Here is a 14,914-nt window from a genome sequence, read left to right on the forward strand (position 1 = left end):
TGACCCGGGTCAGAGGTAGTCCGGGAGAACTTCCCGGGCAAGATCGGCGATGCGGCGCTCGTTGGGGAACGACAGTTTCTTCCCCAGGTCTGCCAATGGAACCCACGCCACGTCCACGGCTTCGTGGTCGGGATCGTTTTCGATGGTCAGATGGCCCCCCGTAGAAATCAGCAGGTAGTGGTGGACTGTCTTGTGTACGCGGTGTCCGCTGACGGTGAACCAATAGTCGATGCTGCCCAGAGCCGTGAGGATCCGGCCCTGGATTCCGGTTTCTTCCTCGATTTCCCTGACCGCTGCCTCGGAGTTGTTTTCGTTGCCTTCAGGGTGCCCCTTCGGAAGGCACCACTCAAGGCGGCCGCCGCGGTTCAGCCGCGCGATGATTGCCACGTTGAGGAGATCATCGGAGGTATCCACCACTATCCCGCCTGCTGAGACTTCTTCGACGGTCGGGAGGGACTGGTGGACCTGTGGCGCGCCAGCACTGCCCATTGACACTGTCAACGGGGTCCGCTTTGGTGCACTTGGAACAGGACGGTCCATGCAGTCCACTCTAACGATCTTTCGCTTCCGCTGATGACGACAACCGGCCCTCCCCGTCCCCTCGCGCCGGTTCCCGCGTGTCGGGCCCAACCGGGGCCCCACGGCCCCATAGTGGAGATTCCCGTGTCATCTGGCACCCTTAAAGCACTATGGCGCACCCGTTAGACAACTCAACCCTGACCGCCCCGCTTCCACCGGTTGTTACCGAATTGGGACAGCTGTTCGTCGCTGCCGGACATGAACTGTCCCTGGTGGGCGGGCCGGTCCGCGATCTCTTCCTGAAGCGCACTTCCCCGGATCTCGATTTCACCAGTGACGCGACACCGGACCAGACCCTCAACGTGATCCGCCGATGGGCTGATTCCTATTGGGAAATCGGCAGGGACTTCGGCACGATCGGGCTCCGCAAGGGCAGCTTCATGATTGAGGTCACCACGTACCGGGCGGAGGCGTATGACCCGGCGTCCCGCAAACCGGTCGTCGCGTTCGGTGACACGCTTGAGGACGATCTGCTGCGCCGGGACTTCACGATCAATGCCATGGCACTCCGGCTTCCAACGATGGAGCTGATTGACCCGTACGGCGGGATCAGGGATCTGGAGGCGGGTGTCCTGCGCACCCCCGGGACGCCGTCGTCGTCGTTCTCGGACGATCCACTACGGATGATGCGCGCTGCACGGTTCGTCTCGCAGTTGGGAATCGAGGTGGCGCCCGCGGTGTCAGAGGCAATGCGGGAAATGGCTCAGCGCATCACCATCATCTCAGCGGAACGGGTTCGTGACGAACTGGTGAAGCTGATGCTGGGGGACGCCCCCCAGCGGGGCATTGATGTGATGGTGGAGAGCGGGTTGGCGGAGTTCGTCCTGCCCGAAGTGTCAGCCCTGCGGCTCGAGATCGACGAGCACCACCGGCACAAGGATGTCTACCAGCACTCGTTGACGGTCCTTGAGCAGGCATGCCGTCTGGAGACAGGACCCGACGGCGCGGTACCCGGCCCTGATTTCGTGTTGCGGTTTGCGGCGTTGATGCACGACGTCGGCAAGCCTGCCACGAGGAAATTCGAGCCGTCCGGGGCTGTGAGCTTCCGCCACCACGACATGGTGGGCTCCAAACTCACCGCCAAGCGGATGAAGGCCCTCCGGTTCGACAACGACTCGATCAAGGCCGTGGCGCGGCTGGTGGAGCTGCACATGCGTTTTTACGGTTACGGCGAGGCAGGCTGGTCGGATTCGGCGGTGCGCAGGTATGTCAACGACGCCGGGACCCTGCTGGAGCGGTTGCATCGGTTGACGCGGTCCGACGTCACCACCCGTAACCAGCGCAAGGCCGAGCGCCTGGCCTTTGCGTATGACGATCTTGAGGCGCGGATCGAAGCGCTGGCCGAACAGGAGGAGCTGGAATCCATCCGGCCGGATCTTGACGGCGCCCAAATCATGGGCCTGCTGGATATCAAACCCGGCCCGGTGGTGGGCAAAGCGTACCGATTCTTACTGGAGGAACGAATGGAACACGGACCACACTCGGCTGAGGAAGCCGAATCGAAGCTTCGGTCCTGGTGGGCACTGCAACCCGAGTCGACGTCGTCGTGAGCCTCTCCGGCGCCGCCTCACCGGACCTGACACCCGCCGGCACGCCCCTGCCGCACTTGTGGTTACTCCGGCATGGCGAGACTGAATGGTCCAGGGACGGCAACTACACCGGCCTGACAGACCTCCCGCTGACCCGCGTCGGGGAGGAGCAGGCGATTTTTGCGGCACGGCACCTTGAAGGAATCACCTTTGACGCAGTGCTGTCCTCGCCGTTGCAGCGCGCGGTCCGGACAGCCGAGCTGGCGGGATTCCCCAACCCGCAAATCCTGCCCTACGCCCATGAGTGGGACTACGGGGACAATGAGGGCCGTAACAGCTCCGTCGTCAGGGCCGAGAATCCCGGTTACCTCATCTGGAACGACGGCGTACCAAACGGGGAGACGCTTGCCCAGGTTGCCGGCCGGGCCGACCAGGTGGTGTCCCTGGCCCAGGCGGGGTGCGGCACCCCCGCCGACCGGCAGCCAGCGGCGCAGCCAGCCCGCCATGTGCTGCTGGTGGCGCACGGTCACTTCCTCCGGGTAGTCGCTGCCCGTTGGCTTGAGCTGGACGCTGCCCAGGGTCGCCGCTTTGTCCTGGGCACCGCAGCCGTGTGCGCTCTCGGGTGGGACAAACGGACCCCCGCCATTGTGCACTGGAACCTCTAACAGATTTCCCTTGTCACCCCAACGGCTCCCCGTCCCGTGAAGAGTAGGTGAGCCGCCGCAGCAGCGCCTCCAGGGGGCCGACGGTGAACCGTGTGAGCCAGAGTCGGCTCAGAATCAGTTGTCCACCGCATACGACGACGACGAGCAGCAGCACCAGCGCGGGCGCCAGGACATTGGTCAGGCCCAGCCCAAACCCGGTGAACACGAGGGCCAGAACGAGTGACTGACCCACATAGTTGGTCAGCGCCATGCGACCGGCCGGTGCGAGCATGTTGAGGAGTGCCGGACCGGCCGCTGAGCGGAACAGCAGGAGCAGGACGCAGACATAGCCGGCGGTCGCCAGGGGGGCGGTCAGGGTGGTGATGCCGGTGGTGAGCAGGGAAAACCGGTCCCGATCCGCGTAATAAAGCAGGTATGACTGGCCTCCCGCAGCGAGGAGGCCGATCGGCAGGCAGAGGGCTGCGGTGCGGCGAAGTGTGCCGCTGCTGACCGGCCGTTCGAGCAGCCCGGAACGAGCCGCAGCGAAACCCAGCAGGAACATCGCCAGCGCCAATGGTCCCTGGAAGAACAGCACCGAGGGAAGGGCAATCAGATAGCCCTCAATATTGGCGGCCAGCGCTGCTCCTGGCCCTGAGGTGATCGCTGCGACGTCGGGTGGTGGCACAGCGCCATCATCCGGGGGCAGATTGACCGCAGCGACAATGCCCCCGACCACGATCAGCAGGCTCGCCATGCCGACGGTGATGGCCGTCGCCGTCAGGATGGCCGCCCGCTGGCTGATGGCCCGCAACCCCAGGAGCACCAGGCCTAGCACTGCGTAGGTCAGGAGGATGTCGCCGTAATACAGCAGGAGACCATGGGCCAGACCCAGGACAGCCAGGCCCGCCAATCGACGCAGGGTTCGCGGCACGGGCGATACGTTCATCCGCTGGGCTGCCCGCTCCTGTAGCACAAAGCTGTATCCGAAGAGGAACGAAAACAGGAGGTAGAACTTGCCTTCAAAGAGGGTGGTGGCAACAAACCGGACCGCCGTATCCCACGTCGACCGATGGTCGGGGCTGAGTTCACCCGAGAGCGTCCAGGGGTCAGCGAAATACCAGACGTTCACTGCCAGAATGCCAAACAGGGCGAAAGCACGTAGCCCATCGAGTTCACGGACCCGTTCCACAATTGCCCTCATCCCGGTGTTCTGGACCCGCACAGGCAGGTGCCGCCAGCCTAGCCGGGAGCAGCGGAAGGGCGCGCCCCTTGCGGTCCACTGGTGGAGAAGTTCCCGGATCAGCAAACATTCTGAAAATAGTTGGATCAAACCCTAGGCGCCCGGCCTTCCGTGGGGTAGCTTTGTCTTGTGCCATTGGGAGTTCTCAATCGAGGAATCGACTGAAGAAGCCGGGCGCTGTCTCTATTCGCGCACTACAAGAAAGGGAGGTGGGAACTGTGATGACAAATCTACGCCGATCGTTTACCGCGTACACCAGTCCGACCTCCGTCGTCGCTGCGCATTAACTAACTGCTGATCCATTCGTCTGTCCAAATTCAGGACGGCGAATCCCTTCCGGCACCCCCTTTTGTGCTCAGACGGCCTTTGTCTTTCTGTCCCGTGCGCACTTTTGCACGCGAACCTCATGCGAGGACCCTTCACAACCCTTCACATCATGGAGACCGCTATGTCTACTGTGCTCACCACCCACCCATCCCCGGCACCGGATTCGGTTGCCGCATCGACCACACCCCGCACCGCCCGCCAGCACGGCGAGTTCATCATGGCCGGCAGTCTCACTTCTACCGGAGATCCGGAGACCGGGACGCTCAGTTCGCCAGTGACCGTCATGCCCGACTACGCCCACCGAGAGGAGGTGCACATCATGTTGAAGAAGCTAAGGGACGGCGTCGCTCTGTGGAAACGAATACCCAACCCACCTCCGCCGTCCGCGAGGGATTCTATTGACCGCTTTCTCCTGCCACAGCACACCATGCACATCAAGTGACTGGTTCATCCACGCTGCGAACGGACCCTTCCTGACCAGATCCGACCACCGCGAAGGAGGACCTGATGCAAGTACTCAGTCCCACCACTAGAGAAGCCCGGCTTCCCAGCGCGGGCTTCCGCCTTTAACCGACGCGGCCACCGCAACGCGTCGTCGACCTGCGCGGAATGTGCAGCCCGCACAGCACGTTATAGGGTCAATAGCGGCAGCAAACTGTCCGACCATTCGAGCGCTTGGTAATCTTCAAGGCCATCCATGCGAGAGGAGTTCCTATGCCTCCGGTCAACCGTGTGGCAATGCTCTCCCTGCACACGTCCCCGTTGGATCAGCCTGGCGCCGGTGACGCCGGCGGAATGAACGTCTACGTGCGCTCGCTGGCGCTGGAATTGGCGCGCGTGGGAATCGACGTCGAGATCTTCACGCGGGCGGCGTCGGAGGGTCAACCGCACTCGGAAGAGCTGGCCCCGGGTGTCATGGTGCGGCATCTGCGAGCCGGCCCGCAGCGCAAGGTACCCAAAGAGCAACTGCCGGGCCTGTCAGAATCATTCACCGATGCCATCGCCGAAGTCACCGATCTGCTGGCGGACGGTCACTTCGATGTCATCCACTCCCACTACTGGGTGTCCGGAAGTGTCGGGCTGACCGTCGGTGCCAGCCTGAACCTTCCCCTGGTCCACTCGATGCACACCATGGGCCGGGTCAAGAACATTCGCCTGCACGCCGGCGGCACGCCTGAGCCCGACGTGCGGGTTGCAGGTGAACAGGCGATCGTCGACGGTGCGTCACGGCTGATCGCCAACACGAGTACCGAGGCAGCCGAGTTGGAGTCCCTGTACGGTGCCGCGCCGGAGCGCGTGGACATCGTGGCGCCGGGCGTTGATCTGGAAACGTTCAATCCTGTTTCCCGCAACGAGTCGAGGGCTACTCTCCACTTCCCGTCGGATGTGTTTCACGTCGTTTTTGCTGGACGGATCCAGAAACTGAAGGGACCGCAGGTGCTGGTGGCTGCCGCCGCGGATCTCGCCGCCCGCCGCCCGGACATTCCCTTGCACCTGAGCATCCTCGGCTCCGGTAGCGGTGCTGAAGCCCTGCGGCTGCAGCCACTGATTGACGACGCCGGTCTGCGGGACACGGTGCGGCTCTACCCGCCAGTGCAAGCCCCACAGTTGGCGCACTGGTTCCGGGCAGCAGATCTGGTGGCGATGCCCTCCTTCACCGAATCCTTCGGTCTGGTGGCGCTTGAGGCCCAGGCCTGTGGCACACCGGTCCTCGCCGCCAACGTCGGCGGGTTGCCGCAGGCGATCAGCGATGGCCGTACCGGGACGCTGGTCAACGGACATACGCCGGCGCTCTGGTCTGCCGCCCTGGAAACCATGTACGACGACGCCACCACCCGCGTCTCGCTCGGCCGCGGTGCCGCGATTCACGCGCTCGCTTTCGGGTGGCAGCGGACGGCCCTCCTGACCGCGCAGAGCTATCGCACCGCCGTCGAGCGCTTCCAGGAGGCGGCCACACGCTGACCCACGGATGCGCTCCCGCCGGACAGCAGGGGCTCACCTAGGATGGACTCGTGAACTCCACTGAACTTGCCGCCTACCTCGACTCTGTCCGGATCACCGGGGAGGTCGCCACCCCCCGTGAAGACAACCTCCGCCACATGCACCTGTTCCTTGAGGGCAACGAGCACCTCGAGTTTGGCGTCCGCACCACCCGACAGTGGGTGTTCGATGAGGTATTTGACCTGATGCGCGACCGGGTGGGGATCAGCCCGGACCGCACGCACCTTGCGGGACAGGACACCATCGATTCAGCTAAATGCGTGGCGGCACTGGATCGGTTTGCCTCAGTCTTCGGTGCCGCGGTGGCGGCCGGGCAACGTATCCTGTTCGCCACAGGGCACCCGGCGGGCCTCCTCCCGGTTCATGCTGCCCTCGCCGCTGCGGCCCGACGCGCCGGCGCGACGGTGGTCGTGGTCCCGGAGGGCCAGCCGTTTCGGCAGGGCGATATCCGGCAGCTGTTTGGGGTGCTGGTCTGGCACCAGCATGGCGGGCTGGTGCACACCCATTCGCCGGAGCCTATGCAACTGAGCCTGGACCTACTGGCGGTGAACGGGGAGCCCGCACCTGACCTGGTGGTTGCCGACCACGGCTGGGCCGGTCATGCCGCCAGCGCGGGTATTCCTGCCCTGGGTTTCGCCGACTGCAATGACCCGGGGCTGTTCGTTTCGGAGGCGGAAGGCCAGCTCAAGGTGGCCGTACCGTTGGACGACAATCTGTGCCCGGGAGTCTACGAGCCCATGATCGAGTATTTGCTGGAGCGGTCAGGGCTCAGCTGACCGCCGGGACGCCGCTGGTAGATTTGAGGCTGTGCCCAGACCCGCGGCACCACAGGGGACTCACTCCCGACGCGCCATAAGCCCAGAGGACTGTTGACAATGAAGTCTTTGCCCACGCCAGCAAGCGATCTGGATGTTGCCCGCAACGCGGCCATCCAGCACATCGATCAGATCGCCACAAAAGCAGGCATTCCGATCTCTGCGCTCGAACACTACGGTCGATACAAGGCCAAGATCGACACCGCCAAGCTCCTCCCGAACCCCGCCAAGTCACCGGGCAAGGTGGTGTTGGTCACTGCGATGAGCCCCACTCCGGCGGGTGAAGGAAAGTCGACCTGCACCGTCGGACTCGCCGATTCCCTGGCGCGCAGCGGACGCAATGTCATGATTGCGTTGCGGGAGCCGTCACTGGGCCCGATTCTGGGCATGAAGGGCGGTGCAACCGGCGGTGGATACTCGCAGGTCCTGCCCATGGAGGACATCAATCTGCACTTCACCGGAGACTTTCATGCGGTCACGTCAGCGAACAATGCGTTGATGGCCCTGGTCGACAACCACATCTACCAGGGCAACGAGCTGAACATCGACCCGCGCCGGATCACCTTCAAACGGGTCCTCGACATGAACGACCGGGCGCTGCGGGAAGTGGTGATCGGCCTGGGCGGTCCCACCCAGGGCACCCCCCGCCAGGACGGCTTCGATATCACTGTCGCCTCGGAGATCATGGCCGTGTTCTGTCTGGCCTCGGACCTGCAGGACCTCAAGCAGCGGTTGGCGCGCATCACCTTCGGCTACACGTTTGACCGCCAACCGGTTACCGTCGGCGACCTCGGCGTCGAGGGAGCCCTCACCCTGCTGTTGCGCGACGCGATCAAGCCGAACCTGGTGCAGAGCATCGCCGGTACGCCTGCCCTGGTGCACGGGGGGCCGTTCGCGAACATCGCGCACGGCTGCAACTCGGTCATCGCCACCAGCACCGCCCGGCAATTGGCCGACATTGTGGTCACCGAGGCTGGCTTTGGTGCTGATCTGGGCGCCGAGAAGTTCATGGACATCAAGGCGCGGTACGCGGATGTGGCTCCTGCCGCCGTCGTCATCGTCGCGACCATCCGTGCGCTCAAGATGCACGGCGGAGTGGCCAAATCCGACCTGAGGGAGCCCAATACGGGTGCGTTGGAGTCGGGGGTGGCCAACCTGCGGCGCCACGTCCACAACGTGGAGAAGTTCGGTATCACGCCGGTGGTAGCGATCAACAGGTTCTCGACCGACACCGACGAGGAGCTCGAGTGGCTGCTCGCCTGGTGCGCCGCCGAGGGCATCGACGCTGCTGTGGCCGACGTGTGGGGCCAGGGCGGCGGTGGGGCCGGCGGGGATGAGCTTGCGGCGAAGGTGCTCACCGCGTTGGAGGGGCCGCAGGACTTCCATCACCTGTACCCGTTGGAGCTTTCCGTCGAGGATAAGATCCGCACCATCGTGCAGGAAATTTATGGGGCCGACGGCGTCGATTTCTCGGTGCCCGCGCTGCGCCGACTGGCCGAGATTGAAGCCAACGGCTGGGGCGGGCTGCCGGTCTGTATGGCGAAGACCCAGTACTCGTTCTCCGATGACCCCTCAATGCTCGGAGCGCCGAAGGGGTTCACCGTGCATGTGCGCGACCTGATCACCAAAACCGGAGCAGGATTCATCGTGGCGTTGACTGGTGCGGTCATGACTATGCCGGGCCTGCCCAAGGAACCTGCCGCGATGCGGATGGATGTCGACGACGACGGCGGCGCGGTAGGCCTGTTCTGACCGGCTTAACCACACCTGAGGGCCGACCGTGTGTGATGCACGGTCGGCCCTCAGGGCGGTGCGGAAGATTAGGCCGGTGTTAGCGGTCGAGTTCCCCGCGAATAAAGGCCTCCACCTTTTCGTGGGCAATATCGTCCGCGAACTGTTCCGGCGGTGACTTCATGAAGTAGCTGGATGCGGACAGCAGCGGTCCACCAATGCCGCGGTCCATGGCGATCTTCGCGGCGCGGATGGCGTCGATAATCACGCCCGCCGAGTTCGGGGAGTCCCAGACCTCAAGCTTGTACTCAAGGGAAACGGGCGCGTCGCCGAAGTTGCGCCCTTCCAGACGGACGAACGCCCATTTGCGGTCATCGAGCCAGGCGACATAGTCGGAGGGGCCGATGTGGACGTTGCGTTCGCCAAGGTCGGCCTGCACGTTGGAGGTCACGGCCTGCGTCTTGGAAACCTTCTTGGACTCAAGACGGTCTCGCTCCAGCATGTTCTTGAAGTCCATGTTTCCACCAACGTTGAGCTGGTAGGTGCGGTCCAGTGTGACCCCGCGGTCTTCGAAAAGCTTGGCCATCACGCGGTGGGTGATGGTCGCACCGATCTGGCTCTTGATATCGTCGCCGACGATCGGCACCCCGGCCGCAGTGAACTTGTCGGCCCACTCCTTGGTGCCGGCGATGAACACAGGCAGGGCGTTGACAAACGCGACCTTGGCGTCGATGGCGCACTGGGCGTAGAAGCGGGCCGCGTCTTCCGACCCGACGGGCAGGTAGCACACCATGACATCGACGTTGTTGGCCTTGAGCTCGGCGACGACGTCGACGGGCTCAGCGTCGGATTCCACGATGGTCTCGCGGTAGTACTTGCCCAGGCCATCGAGGGTGTGGCCCCGCTGAACCTTGATGCCGGTGGGGGGTACATCGGCAATCTTGATGGTGTTGTTCTCGCTGGCGCCGATGGCGTCCGCGAGGTCCAGGCCCACCTTCTTGCCGTCGACGTCGAATGCGGCAACAAACTCAACGTCATTGACGTGATACTTGCCGAACTCAACGTGCATCAGACCGGGGATTGACGCGGTGGCATCAGCATCCCGGTAGTAACGTACGCCCTGCACCAGTGACGCCGCGCAATTGCCGACACCAACGATTGCCACCCTAATGGGGTTAGTTCCCACTGTTCTCCTCTTGAATCACTTCTTATTGTCGACCCGCCGGATTTCTCCCGTAACGGACCGAGCAGCTAATCCAGTCTACTTCTTATTCTCAACACACGATTTTCCCGAAGCATTCCAGCTCGCTGATATATCGGCGAAATTCGGTGTCCACCCCCGTCGCTGATCGGTAGGCTTCAGGGATGGGAACCGGTCAGTCCCGGCGTCGGCCGGTACGCATTTCAGTGCCGTCGCGCGCTGACGCGTTGCTCCGGAACTTCACTGAACTGATCGGCGGACCCCTCGGGCGACGCACCAGTCCGGGCAGGATCGACCCTGGAACGTTCACCGTGGAGCGGGTGCTGGTCCTCCTGACCACCATCGCTGGGGCACTCTCCGTCCTCATCAAGAACCCGTGCAGGATTGAGGGATGGGCTGGCCCCGACCAGTACTACATGGCGTGCCACTCGCAGTGGCCCGAGGCCTTCAGCCAGCTGGGTGCGGGGACTTCCTTCCTCCAGTTGGGACACTCGGCGCTGACCGGTGCGTTTGCCGGCGCGACGGCGAACCTGGTCCCGGTGGGAAGCAGCCTGCGCTACTACGACCTCCACTCGGTGCTGGCTGTGGCAGCGTGGCTCATCACTGTGTGCGCGACCGTACGCATGAGCAATCGAAGGCCGTGGGACGCCGCCATGGTTGCGGTGGCGCCGATCATCATCGTCGCCGCATTTATCGGCTGGGACCTTTGGGCAGTAATGCTCGCGGCCCTCGGTATGCTGGCCTTCGCCCGCACCCGGTTCGCAGCAGCCGGTGCCTTTCTTGGCCTGGGCACCGCGATCGCCGGCTACCCGGTGCTGATCTTCGCAGCTGTGGCAGTCCTGGCGGTGCGCACCCGCGAAACCAGTGGTGCGATCATGACCGGGGCGGTGCTGGCTGCGACCTGGCTGGCTGTCAACCTTCCTTTCGCGTTGTCAGACCCTCAGGCGTGGGTGGCCCAGTTCGCTGGCCTCCCGAACCAGGGGGCGGACCACTCGTCCGTGTGGTCTGCCTACAATGCCCTGGCAGCCCGTGCCGGTGGCGTTGAACTGGACGCTGCGACCACCTCGGTGGTGTCAGCCCTGGTGTTCTCTCTCGCCTGCGCCGGCATCGCCGTCCTCGCACTATTGGCGCCCCGCCGGCCCCGGCTCGCCCCACTGGCGGTCCTCCTGGTAGGTGCGCTGAGCCTCACCGGCCAGGGATACTCCCCGCAGCACGCGATCTGGATGGTTCCGCTGGTGGCCCTGGCCTACCCGAAGTGGCGAACCTTCGTCACCTGGCAACTCTTCGAAGTGGCTCACTGGTGGGCGTTGATGGTCTACCTGGGCCGGGAGGCGAGCGGCGGGGCAGCCCAGAACAACATTGACCTTCCGTACTATCTATTGGCCGTGTTCGGACATATGTTGGCAACGGCATATATCATGTATCGAGTTGTGGAGGGCATCCTTGAGCCTGGGCAGGACCCGGTGCGGCGCCTCGATATCGACGACCCGCAAGGAGGCCCGTTTGACCGTGCCGCCGACCGCCGCGTCCCCAGCCGCCGCCACCTCGCCGCGACACGGCCTCGGGTACGCTTGAGCCGTCCCGCCACTGAACTGAAAGATCACCCGTGACCGCAGTCGCCCTTCGCTTTGAAAAAATCAGTACTGAAGATTTCGAGGCGCTGTCAGCTGCCCATCCGACGGTGGTGATCCCCCTGGAACAGACGCCCCAGTGGGCGGCTTTCGAGGCCAGCCGCGGTCGCACGCCGTACGGCATCTGGTCCTACTACGACGGGGCGACCCTGATTGCCGTCGCCAGTTTCCTGTGGAGCACGAGGCGATTCAGGAATTCACTGATCGTCGTCAACGGACCCGTCTGGTTCGCCGACTGTACCCCCGCTGCCGAAGCACGGCTGATGAGGACCATCCGGGGGCAATTCAATGCTGACCCCGGCATCAGCCCGCTGTACATCCGGCAGCAGGTACAACATCCGCAGGACCTCGCCACCGGGCCGCTTGAGCACGGGTGGTACGAGCGGGAGATCGTCGTCGACCTCACCCCCAGCGAAGCCGACATCTACAAGGCGTTCCGCCCCAACGCCCGCAACAGTATCCGCAGGGCGGAACGTGCCGGGGTCGAGATCCGCAGCATCGACCGGTCCGACTGGCGTGCTGTCTTCAGGAGCGACCTCTTCCCCATCCTTGAGGAGACTGCCGCGCGGGACGGGTTTACCAGCTTCGAATCCGCCTACTACGAGCAGCTGCTGGAACAGCTGGGCGACCACCTCCGGCTACTGGTGGCCTACCTTGATGGAAAGGCCATCAGCTGGCTCATCACCACCGAATACCGCGGGTATTCGGTCTACTACTTCGCGGCGAGTACCCAGGCCGCGAGGAAAATCTTCGCTCCCTACCTGCTGCTCTGGTGCGCCTTCAAGGAACTCAAGGCGGCCGGTAACCACAGCTGCGGGCTGACGGGCATAGTGAGCGAGAACTACCCGCAGCTCATCAACGTGACCACCTTCAAGCGAAACTTCTCCAGGAATGTGGTGGAAGTGCCCACCACCTACGACATTCCACTGAACCCACTGCGCTACCGGGCGGTCTCCGCCGCACTCAAGGCGCGGCGCACGCTGCCAACGATGGCCCGGTCAGCGGTCGCCTCAACCAGGGCTCGTGCCGCGTCACTGGTGCGACGGCGGAGCCTGGGTGACTGACGCAGCGGTAGTCGGAGCGGGGCCCAACGGGCTGGCCGCCGCCGTCGTTCTGGCCCGGGCGGGCCTCAGCGTCAGGGTTTACGAGGCGGCGCCCACTATCGGCGGCGGAGCCCGCACAGCGGAACTCGTTCCGGAGCATCTGCACGACCTCTGCTCAGCAGTTCACCCGATGGCTGTTGCATCGCCGTTCTTCTCCCAATTCGAGCTGAAACGGCGCATCGACTTTGCTGTTCCCGAAGTCTCCTACGCCCACCCGCTCGACGGCGGGCAGGCAGGCTTGGCCTACCGCGACCTTGACCGCACCGTGTCCGGCCTCGGTCAGGACGGCCCCGCCTACCGCCGACTGATGGAACCGCTGGTGCGGAACATCGAGGGCACCCTCGACGTTGCGTTGAACCACCTGCTGCGGGTTCCCCGTCATCCGGTGGCCGCGTTGAGATTTGGCGCGGCGGCGCTGGACCAGGGGACCCCCCTATGGAATCGACGGTTCAGCACCGACACCGCGGCCGCACTGTTCACCGGCGTCGCTGCGCACCCGGTGGGCCGCCTCCCGTCCCTCCCCTCGGCAGGGGCGGGACTGGCGTTGGGTGCGCTGGCCCACGCCGGCGGGTGGCCCATCCCGGTGGGCGGGTCGCAGTCAATCGCCAACGCGATGGCCGACGACATCCGTGCGCATGGAGGCGAGATTGTCACCGACCACACGGTCCGGTCGCTGTCCGACCTCAGCGGCGTGCCAACGGTTCTGCTCGATGTGGCGCCGCCCGCGTTCCTGGAGTTGGCCGAAGGCAGGCTGCCACACACCTATGAACGGGCGCTGCAGCGTTTCCGGTTCGGCGACGGTGCCTGCACGGTCGCGTTTATCCTCTCCGGGCCCGTGCCGTGGAGCAATCCCGGGGTGGCACGCGCCGGAACCGTTCACCTGGGAGGCACGCGGGCCGAGATCGCGGCCTCGGAGGCTCAGGTAGCTGCAGGGAAACACCCGGAAAGCCCCTACGTGTTGCTGTCCCAACCCTCACTGTTCGACCCGTCACGTGCCCCCGCCGGGCGTCACATCCTGTGGACCTACTGCCACGTGCCGAGCGGGTCGACCCGCAACATGGCCGACGCCGTCACCGCCCAGATCGAACGGTTCGCCCCCGGGTTCCGCGACGTCGTCGTGAGTTCCTTCACGACGACCGCGGCCGAGCTGGCACGCTCGAACGCCAACTATGTGGGCGGCGACTTCGGCGGCGGCGCCGTGACCCTCGGGCAGATGCTCGCACGCCCCGTGCTGTCCCCCTCGCCGTGGCGGACTCCCCTCAACGGGGTGTACCTCTGCTCAGCGTCCACCCCGCCCGGGCCAGGAGTGCACGGAATGAGCGGATTTCATGCAGCCCGGCTGGCCCTGCGCCAGGTGTTTGGGCTGTCCGTTCCAGCGCTTGGACTGTCACCCGGAAAATAGTCGGCAGCTTGACCGTGAGGAATCCGTGCTGGCGGCGTCTTAGAGGTGTCGGCACCGGGACCCCGTGCCGACCCAGCACTACCCACAGCAGAGAGAAGGACCTCATGAGCTTCATTGACAAGGCAAAGAACAAGGCCGAAGAGCTAGCCGGCAAGGCCAAGGAAGCCGTCGGCGACGCCACCGACAACCAGGACCTCAAGCGTGAGGGACAGGTTGACCAGGGCTCGGCCCACACCAAGCAGGCCGGCGAGAACGTCAAGGACGTTTTCAAGGGCGACAAGTAGTCCCTCGACTCAGGGGATCGGCCGCCACCGGCCGGTCCTTTGGTGATTAAGGCGCCGGAAGGGTCAACCAGGACCTCTCGGGTTACGATATCCACCCCGCCGGTCCAGGTTGCTCACCGAACACGGGGACGCAGTTTTTGGCGCTCGCACGCACCGCCTAGTAAGCTAGGTCACGATTCTCATAACTTCATAGCCCTTGATCTGCAGCGGGAGAGTACTTCCGTAGACACACACTCCGGCAGGCGCCGTAGGAGCAAATCCTCCCCAGGAATCTCTCAGGCCCAGTACCGCTGCGGCTAGGCAACTCTGGAAAGCAGGCGGACGGATCCTCGTCCTTCTCACCGACGGTGCAAGCAGGCGTGTAGTCCTGCGGAATCTCTCAGGTCCCATACAGAGCGGGGAGGAACTCACCACCGTCCGGGCGGAC

Annotated in this window: 13 protein-coding genes and 1 riboswitch; of the genes, 10 read left to right on the plus strand and 3 right to left on the minus strand. The window is 64.4% G+C overall.

Annotated elements, in window-relative coordinates; genetic code table 11:
* Positions 1 to 9 precede the first annotated feature (9 nt).
* Positions 10 to 540: an NUDIX hydrolase gene (locus tag IWX62_RS01915; protein WP_196839655.1), complete on the minus strand. Its 531-nt coding sequence runs from the start codon at positions 538 to 540 to the stop codon at positions 10 to 12.
* Positions 541 to 689: 149 nt separating this feature from the next.
* On the opposite strand from IWX62_RS01915, the gene IWX62_RS01920 reads away from it, so the two are divergent.
* Complete coding sequence (locus IWX62_RS01920) at positions 690 to 2,129, plus strand: CCA tRNA nucleotidyltransferase (RefSeq protein WP_196839656.1); 1,440 nt, start codon at positions 690 to 692, stop codon at positions 2,127 to 2,129.
* A gap of 26 nt (positions 2,130 to 2,155) precedes the next feature.
* Positions 2,156 to 2,773 (plus strand): histidine phosphatase family protein, encoded by a 618-nt coding sequence (locus tag IWX62_RS01925; protein ID WP_196839849.1) that lies wholly within the window; start codon positions 2,156 to 2,158, stop codon positions 2,771 to 2,773.
* A gap of 13 nt (positions 2,774 to 2,786) precedes the next feature.
* On the opposite strand, the gene IWX62_RS01930 is transcribed toward IWX62_RS01925, so the two are convergent.
* Positions 2,787 to 3,953, minus strand: a complete 1,167-nt coding sequence (locus IWX62_RS01930) for a DUF418 domain-containing protein (RefSeq protein WP_196839657.1) — start codon at positions 3,951 to 3,953, stop codon at positions 2,787 to 2,789.
* A gap of 487 nt (positions 3,954 to 4,440) precedes the next feature.
* Here IWX62_RS01930 and IWX62_RS01935 point away from each other — a divergent pair, with 487 nt between their 5' ends.
* From IWX62_RS01935 to IWX62_RS01950, 4 genes are all read left to right on the plus strand, one after another.
* Entirely contained in the window at positions 4,441 to 4,761 is a 321-nt protein-coding gene (locus tag IWX62_RS01935; protein ID WP_196839658.1) for a hypothetical protein, read from the plus strand.
* 272 nt (positions 4,762 to 5,033) lie between these two features.
* Entirely contained in the window at positions 5,034 to 6,281 is a 1,248-nt protein-coding gene (gene mshA / locus IWX62_RS01940; protein ID WP_196839659.1) for a D-inositol-3-phosphate glycosyltransferase, read from the plus strand.
* 50 nt (positions 6,282 to 6,331) lie between these two features.
* Entirely contained in the window at positions 6,332 to 7,096 is a 765-nt protein-coding gene (locus IWX62_RS01945; protein ID WP_196839660.1) for a phosphatase, read from the plus strand.
* A gap of 99 nt (positions 7,097 to 7,195) precedes the next feature.
* Complete coding sequence (locus tag IWX62_RS01950; protein ID WP_196839661.1) at positions 7,196 to 8,887, plus strand: formate--tetrahydrofolate ligase; 1,692 nt, start codon at positions 7,196 to 7,198, stop codon at positions 8,885 to 8,887.
* Between the two features lie 79 nt (positions 8,888 to 8,966).
* Here IWX62_RS01950 and IWX62_RS01955 read toward each other — a convergent pair whose 3' ends face one another.
* Positions 8,967 to 10,052 (minus strand): inositol-3-phosphate synthase, encoded by a 1,086-nt coding sequence (locus tag IWX62_RS01955; protein WP_196839662.1) that lies wholly within the window; start codon positions 10,050 to 10,052, stop codon positions 8,967 to 8,969.
* 179 nt (positions 10,053 to 10,231) lie between these two features.
* Between IWX62_RS01955 and IWX62_RS01960 the strand changes: the two genes are divergently transcribed.
* From IWX62_RS01960 to IWX62_RS01975, 4 genes are all read left to right on the plus strand, one after another.
* Positions 10,232 to 11,677: a glycosyltransferase family 87 protein gene (locus IWX62_RS01960; RefSeq protein WP_196839663.1), complete on the plus strand. Its 1,446-nt coding sequence runs from the start codon at positions 10,232 to 10,234 to the stop codon at positions 11,675 to 11,677.
* Entirely contained in the window at positions 11,674 to 12,762 is a 1,089-nt protein-coding gene (locus tag IWX62_RS01965; protein WP_196839664.1) for a lipid II:glycine glycyltransferase FemX, read from the plus strand. The genes IWX62_RS01960 and IWX62_RS01965 overlap by 4 nt, the downstream gene beginning before the upstream one ends.
* Positions 12,755 to 14,203 (plus strand): phytoene desaturase family protein, encoded by a 1,449-nt coding sequence (locus tag IWX62_RS01970; protein WP_196839665.1) that lies wholly within the window; start codon positions 12,755 to 12,757, stop codon positions 14,201 to 14,203. The genes IWX62_RS01965 and IWX62_RS01970 overlap by 8 nt, the downstream gene beginning before the upstream one ends.
* Positions 14,204 to 14,307: 104 nt before the next feature.
* Complete coding sequence (locus IWX62_RS01975) at positions 14,308 to 14,487, plus strand: CsbD family protein (protein ID WP_196839666.1); 180 nt, start codon at positions 14,308 to 14,310, stop codon at positions 14,485 to 14,487.
* A gap of 197 nt (positions 14,488 to 14,684) precedes the next feature.
* Positions 14,685 to 14,787, plus strand: a riboswitch (glycine riboswitch).
* Positions 14,788 to 14,914: the final 127 nt, after the last annotated feature.

Origin of the sequence: Arthrobacter sp. CAN_A1, assembly GCF_015751665.1 — a bacterium.
Classification (GTDB): Bacteria; Actinomycetota; Actinomycetes; order Actinomycetales; family Micrococcaceae; genus Arthrobacter_D.

Coding starts and splice junctions, on each gene's coding strand:
- IWX62_RS01915 (WP_196839655.1), bottom strand. CDS start 540: ATGGACCGTCCTGTTCCAAGTGCACCAAAGCGGACCCCGTTGACAGTG.
- IWX62_RS01920 (WP_196839656.1), top strand. CDS start 690: ATGGCGCACCCGTTAGACAACTCAACCCTGACCGCCCCGCTTCCACCG.
- IWX62_RS01930 (WP_196839657.1), bottom strand. CDS start 3,953: ATGAGGGCAATTGTGGAACGGGTCCGTGAACTCGATGGGCTACGTGCT.
- IWX62_RS01935 (WP_196839658.1), top strand. CDS start 4,441: ATGTCTACTGTGCTCACCACCCACCCATCCCCGGCACCGGATTCGGTT.
- mshA (WP_196839659.1), top strand. CDS start 5,034: ATGCCTCCGGTCAACCGTGTGGCAATGCTCTCCCTGCACACGTCCCCG.
- IWX62_RS01950 (WP_196839661.1), top strand. CDS start 7,196: ATGAAGTCTTTGCCCACGCCAGCAAGCGATCTGGATGTTGCCCGCAAC.
- IWX62_RS01960 (WP_196839663.1), top strand. CDS start 10,232: ATGGGAACCGGTCAGTCCCGGCGTCGGCCGGTACGCATTTCAGTGCCG.
- IWX62_RS01975 (WP_196839666.1), top strand. CDS start 14,308: ATGAGCTTCATTGACAAGGCAAAGAACAAGGCCGAAGAGCTAGCCGGC.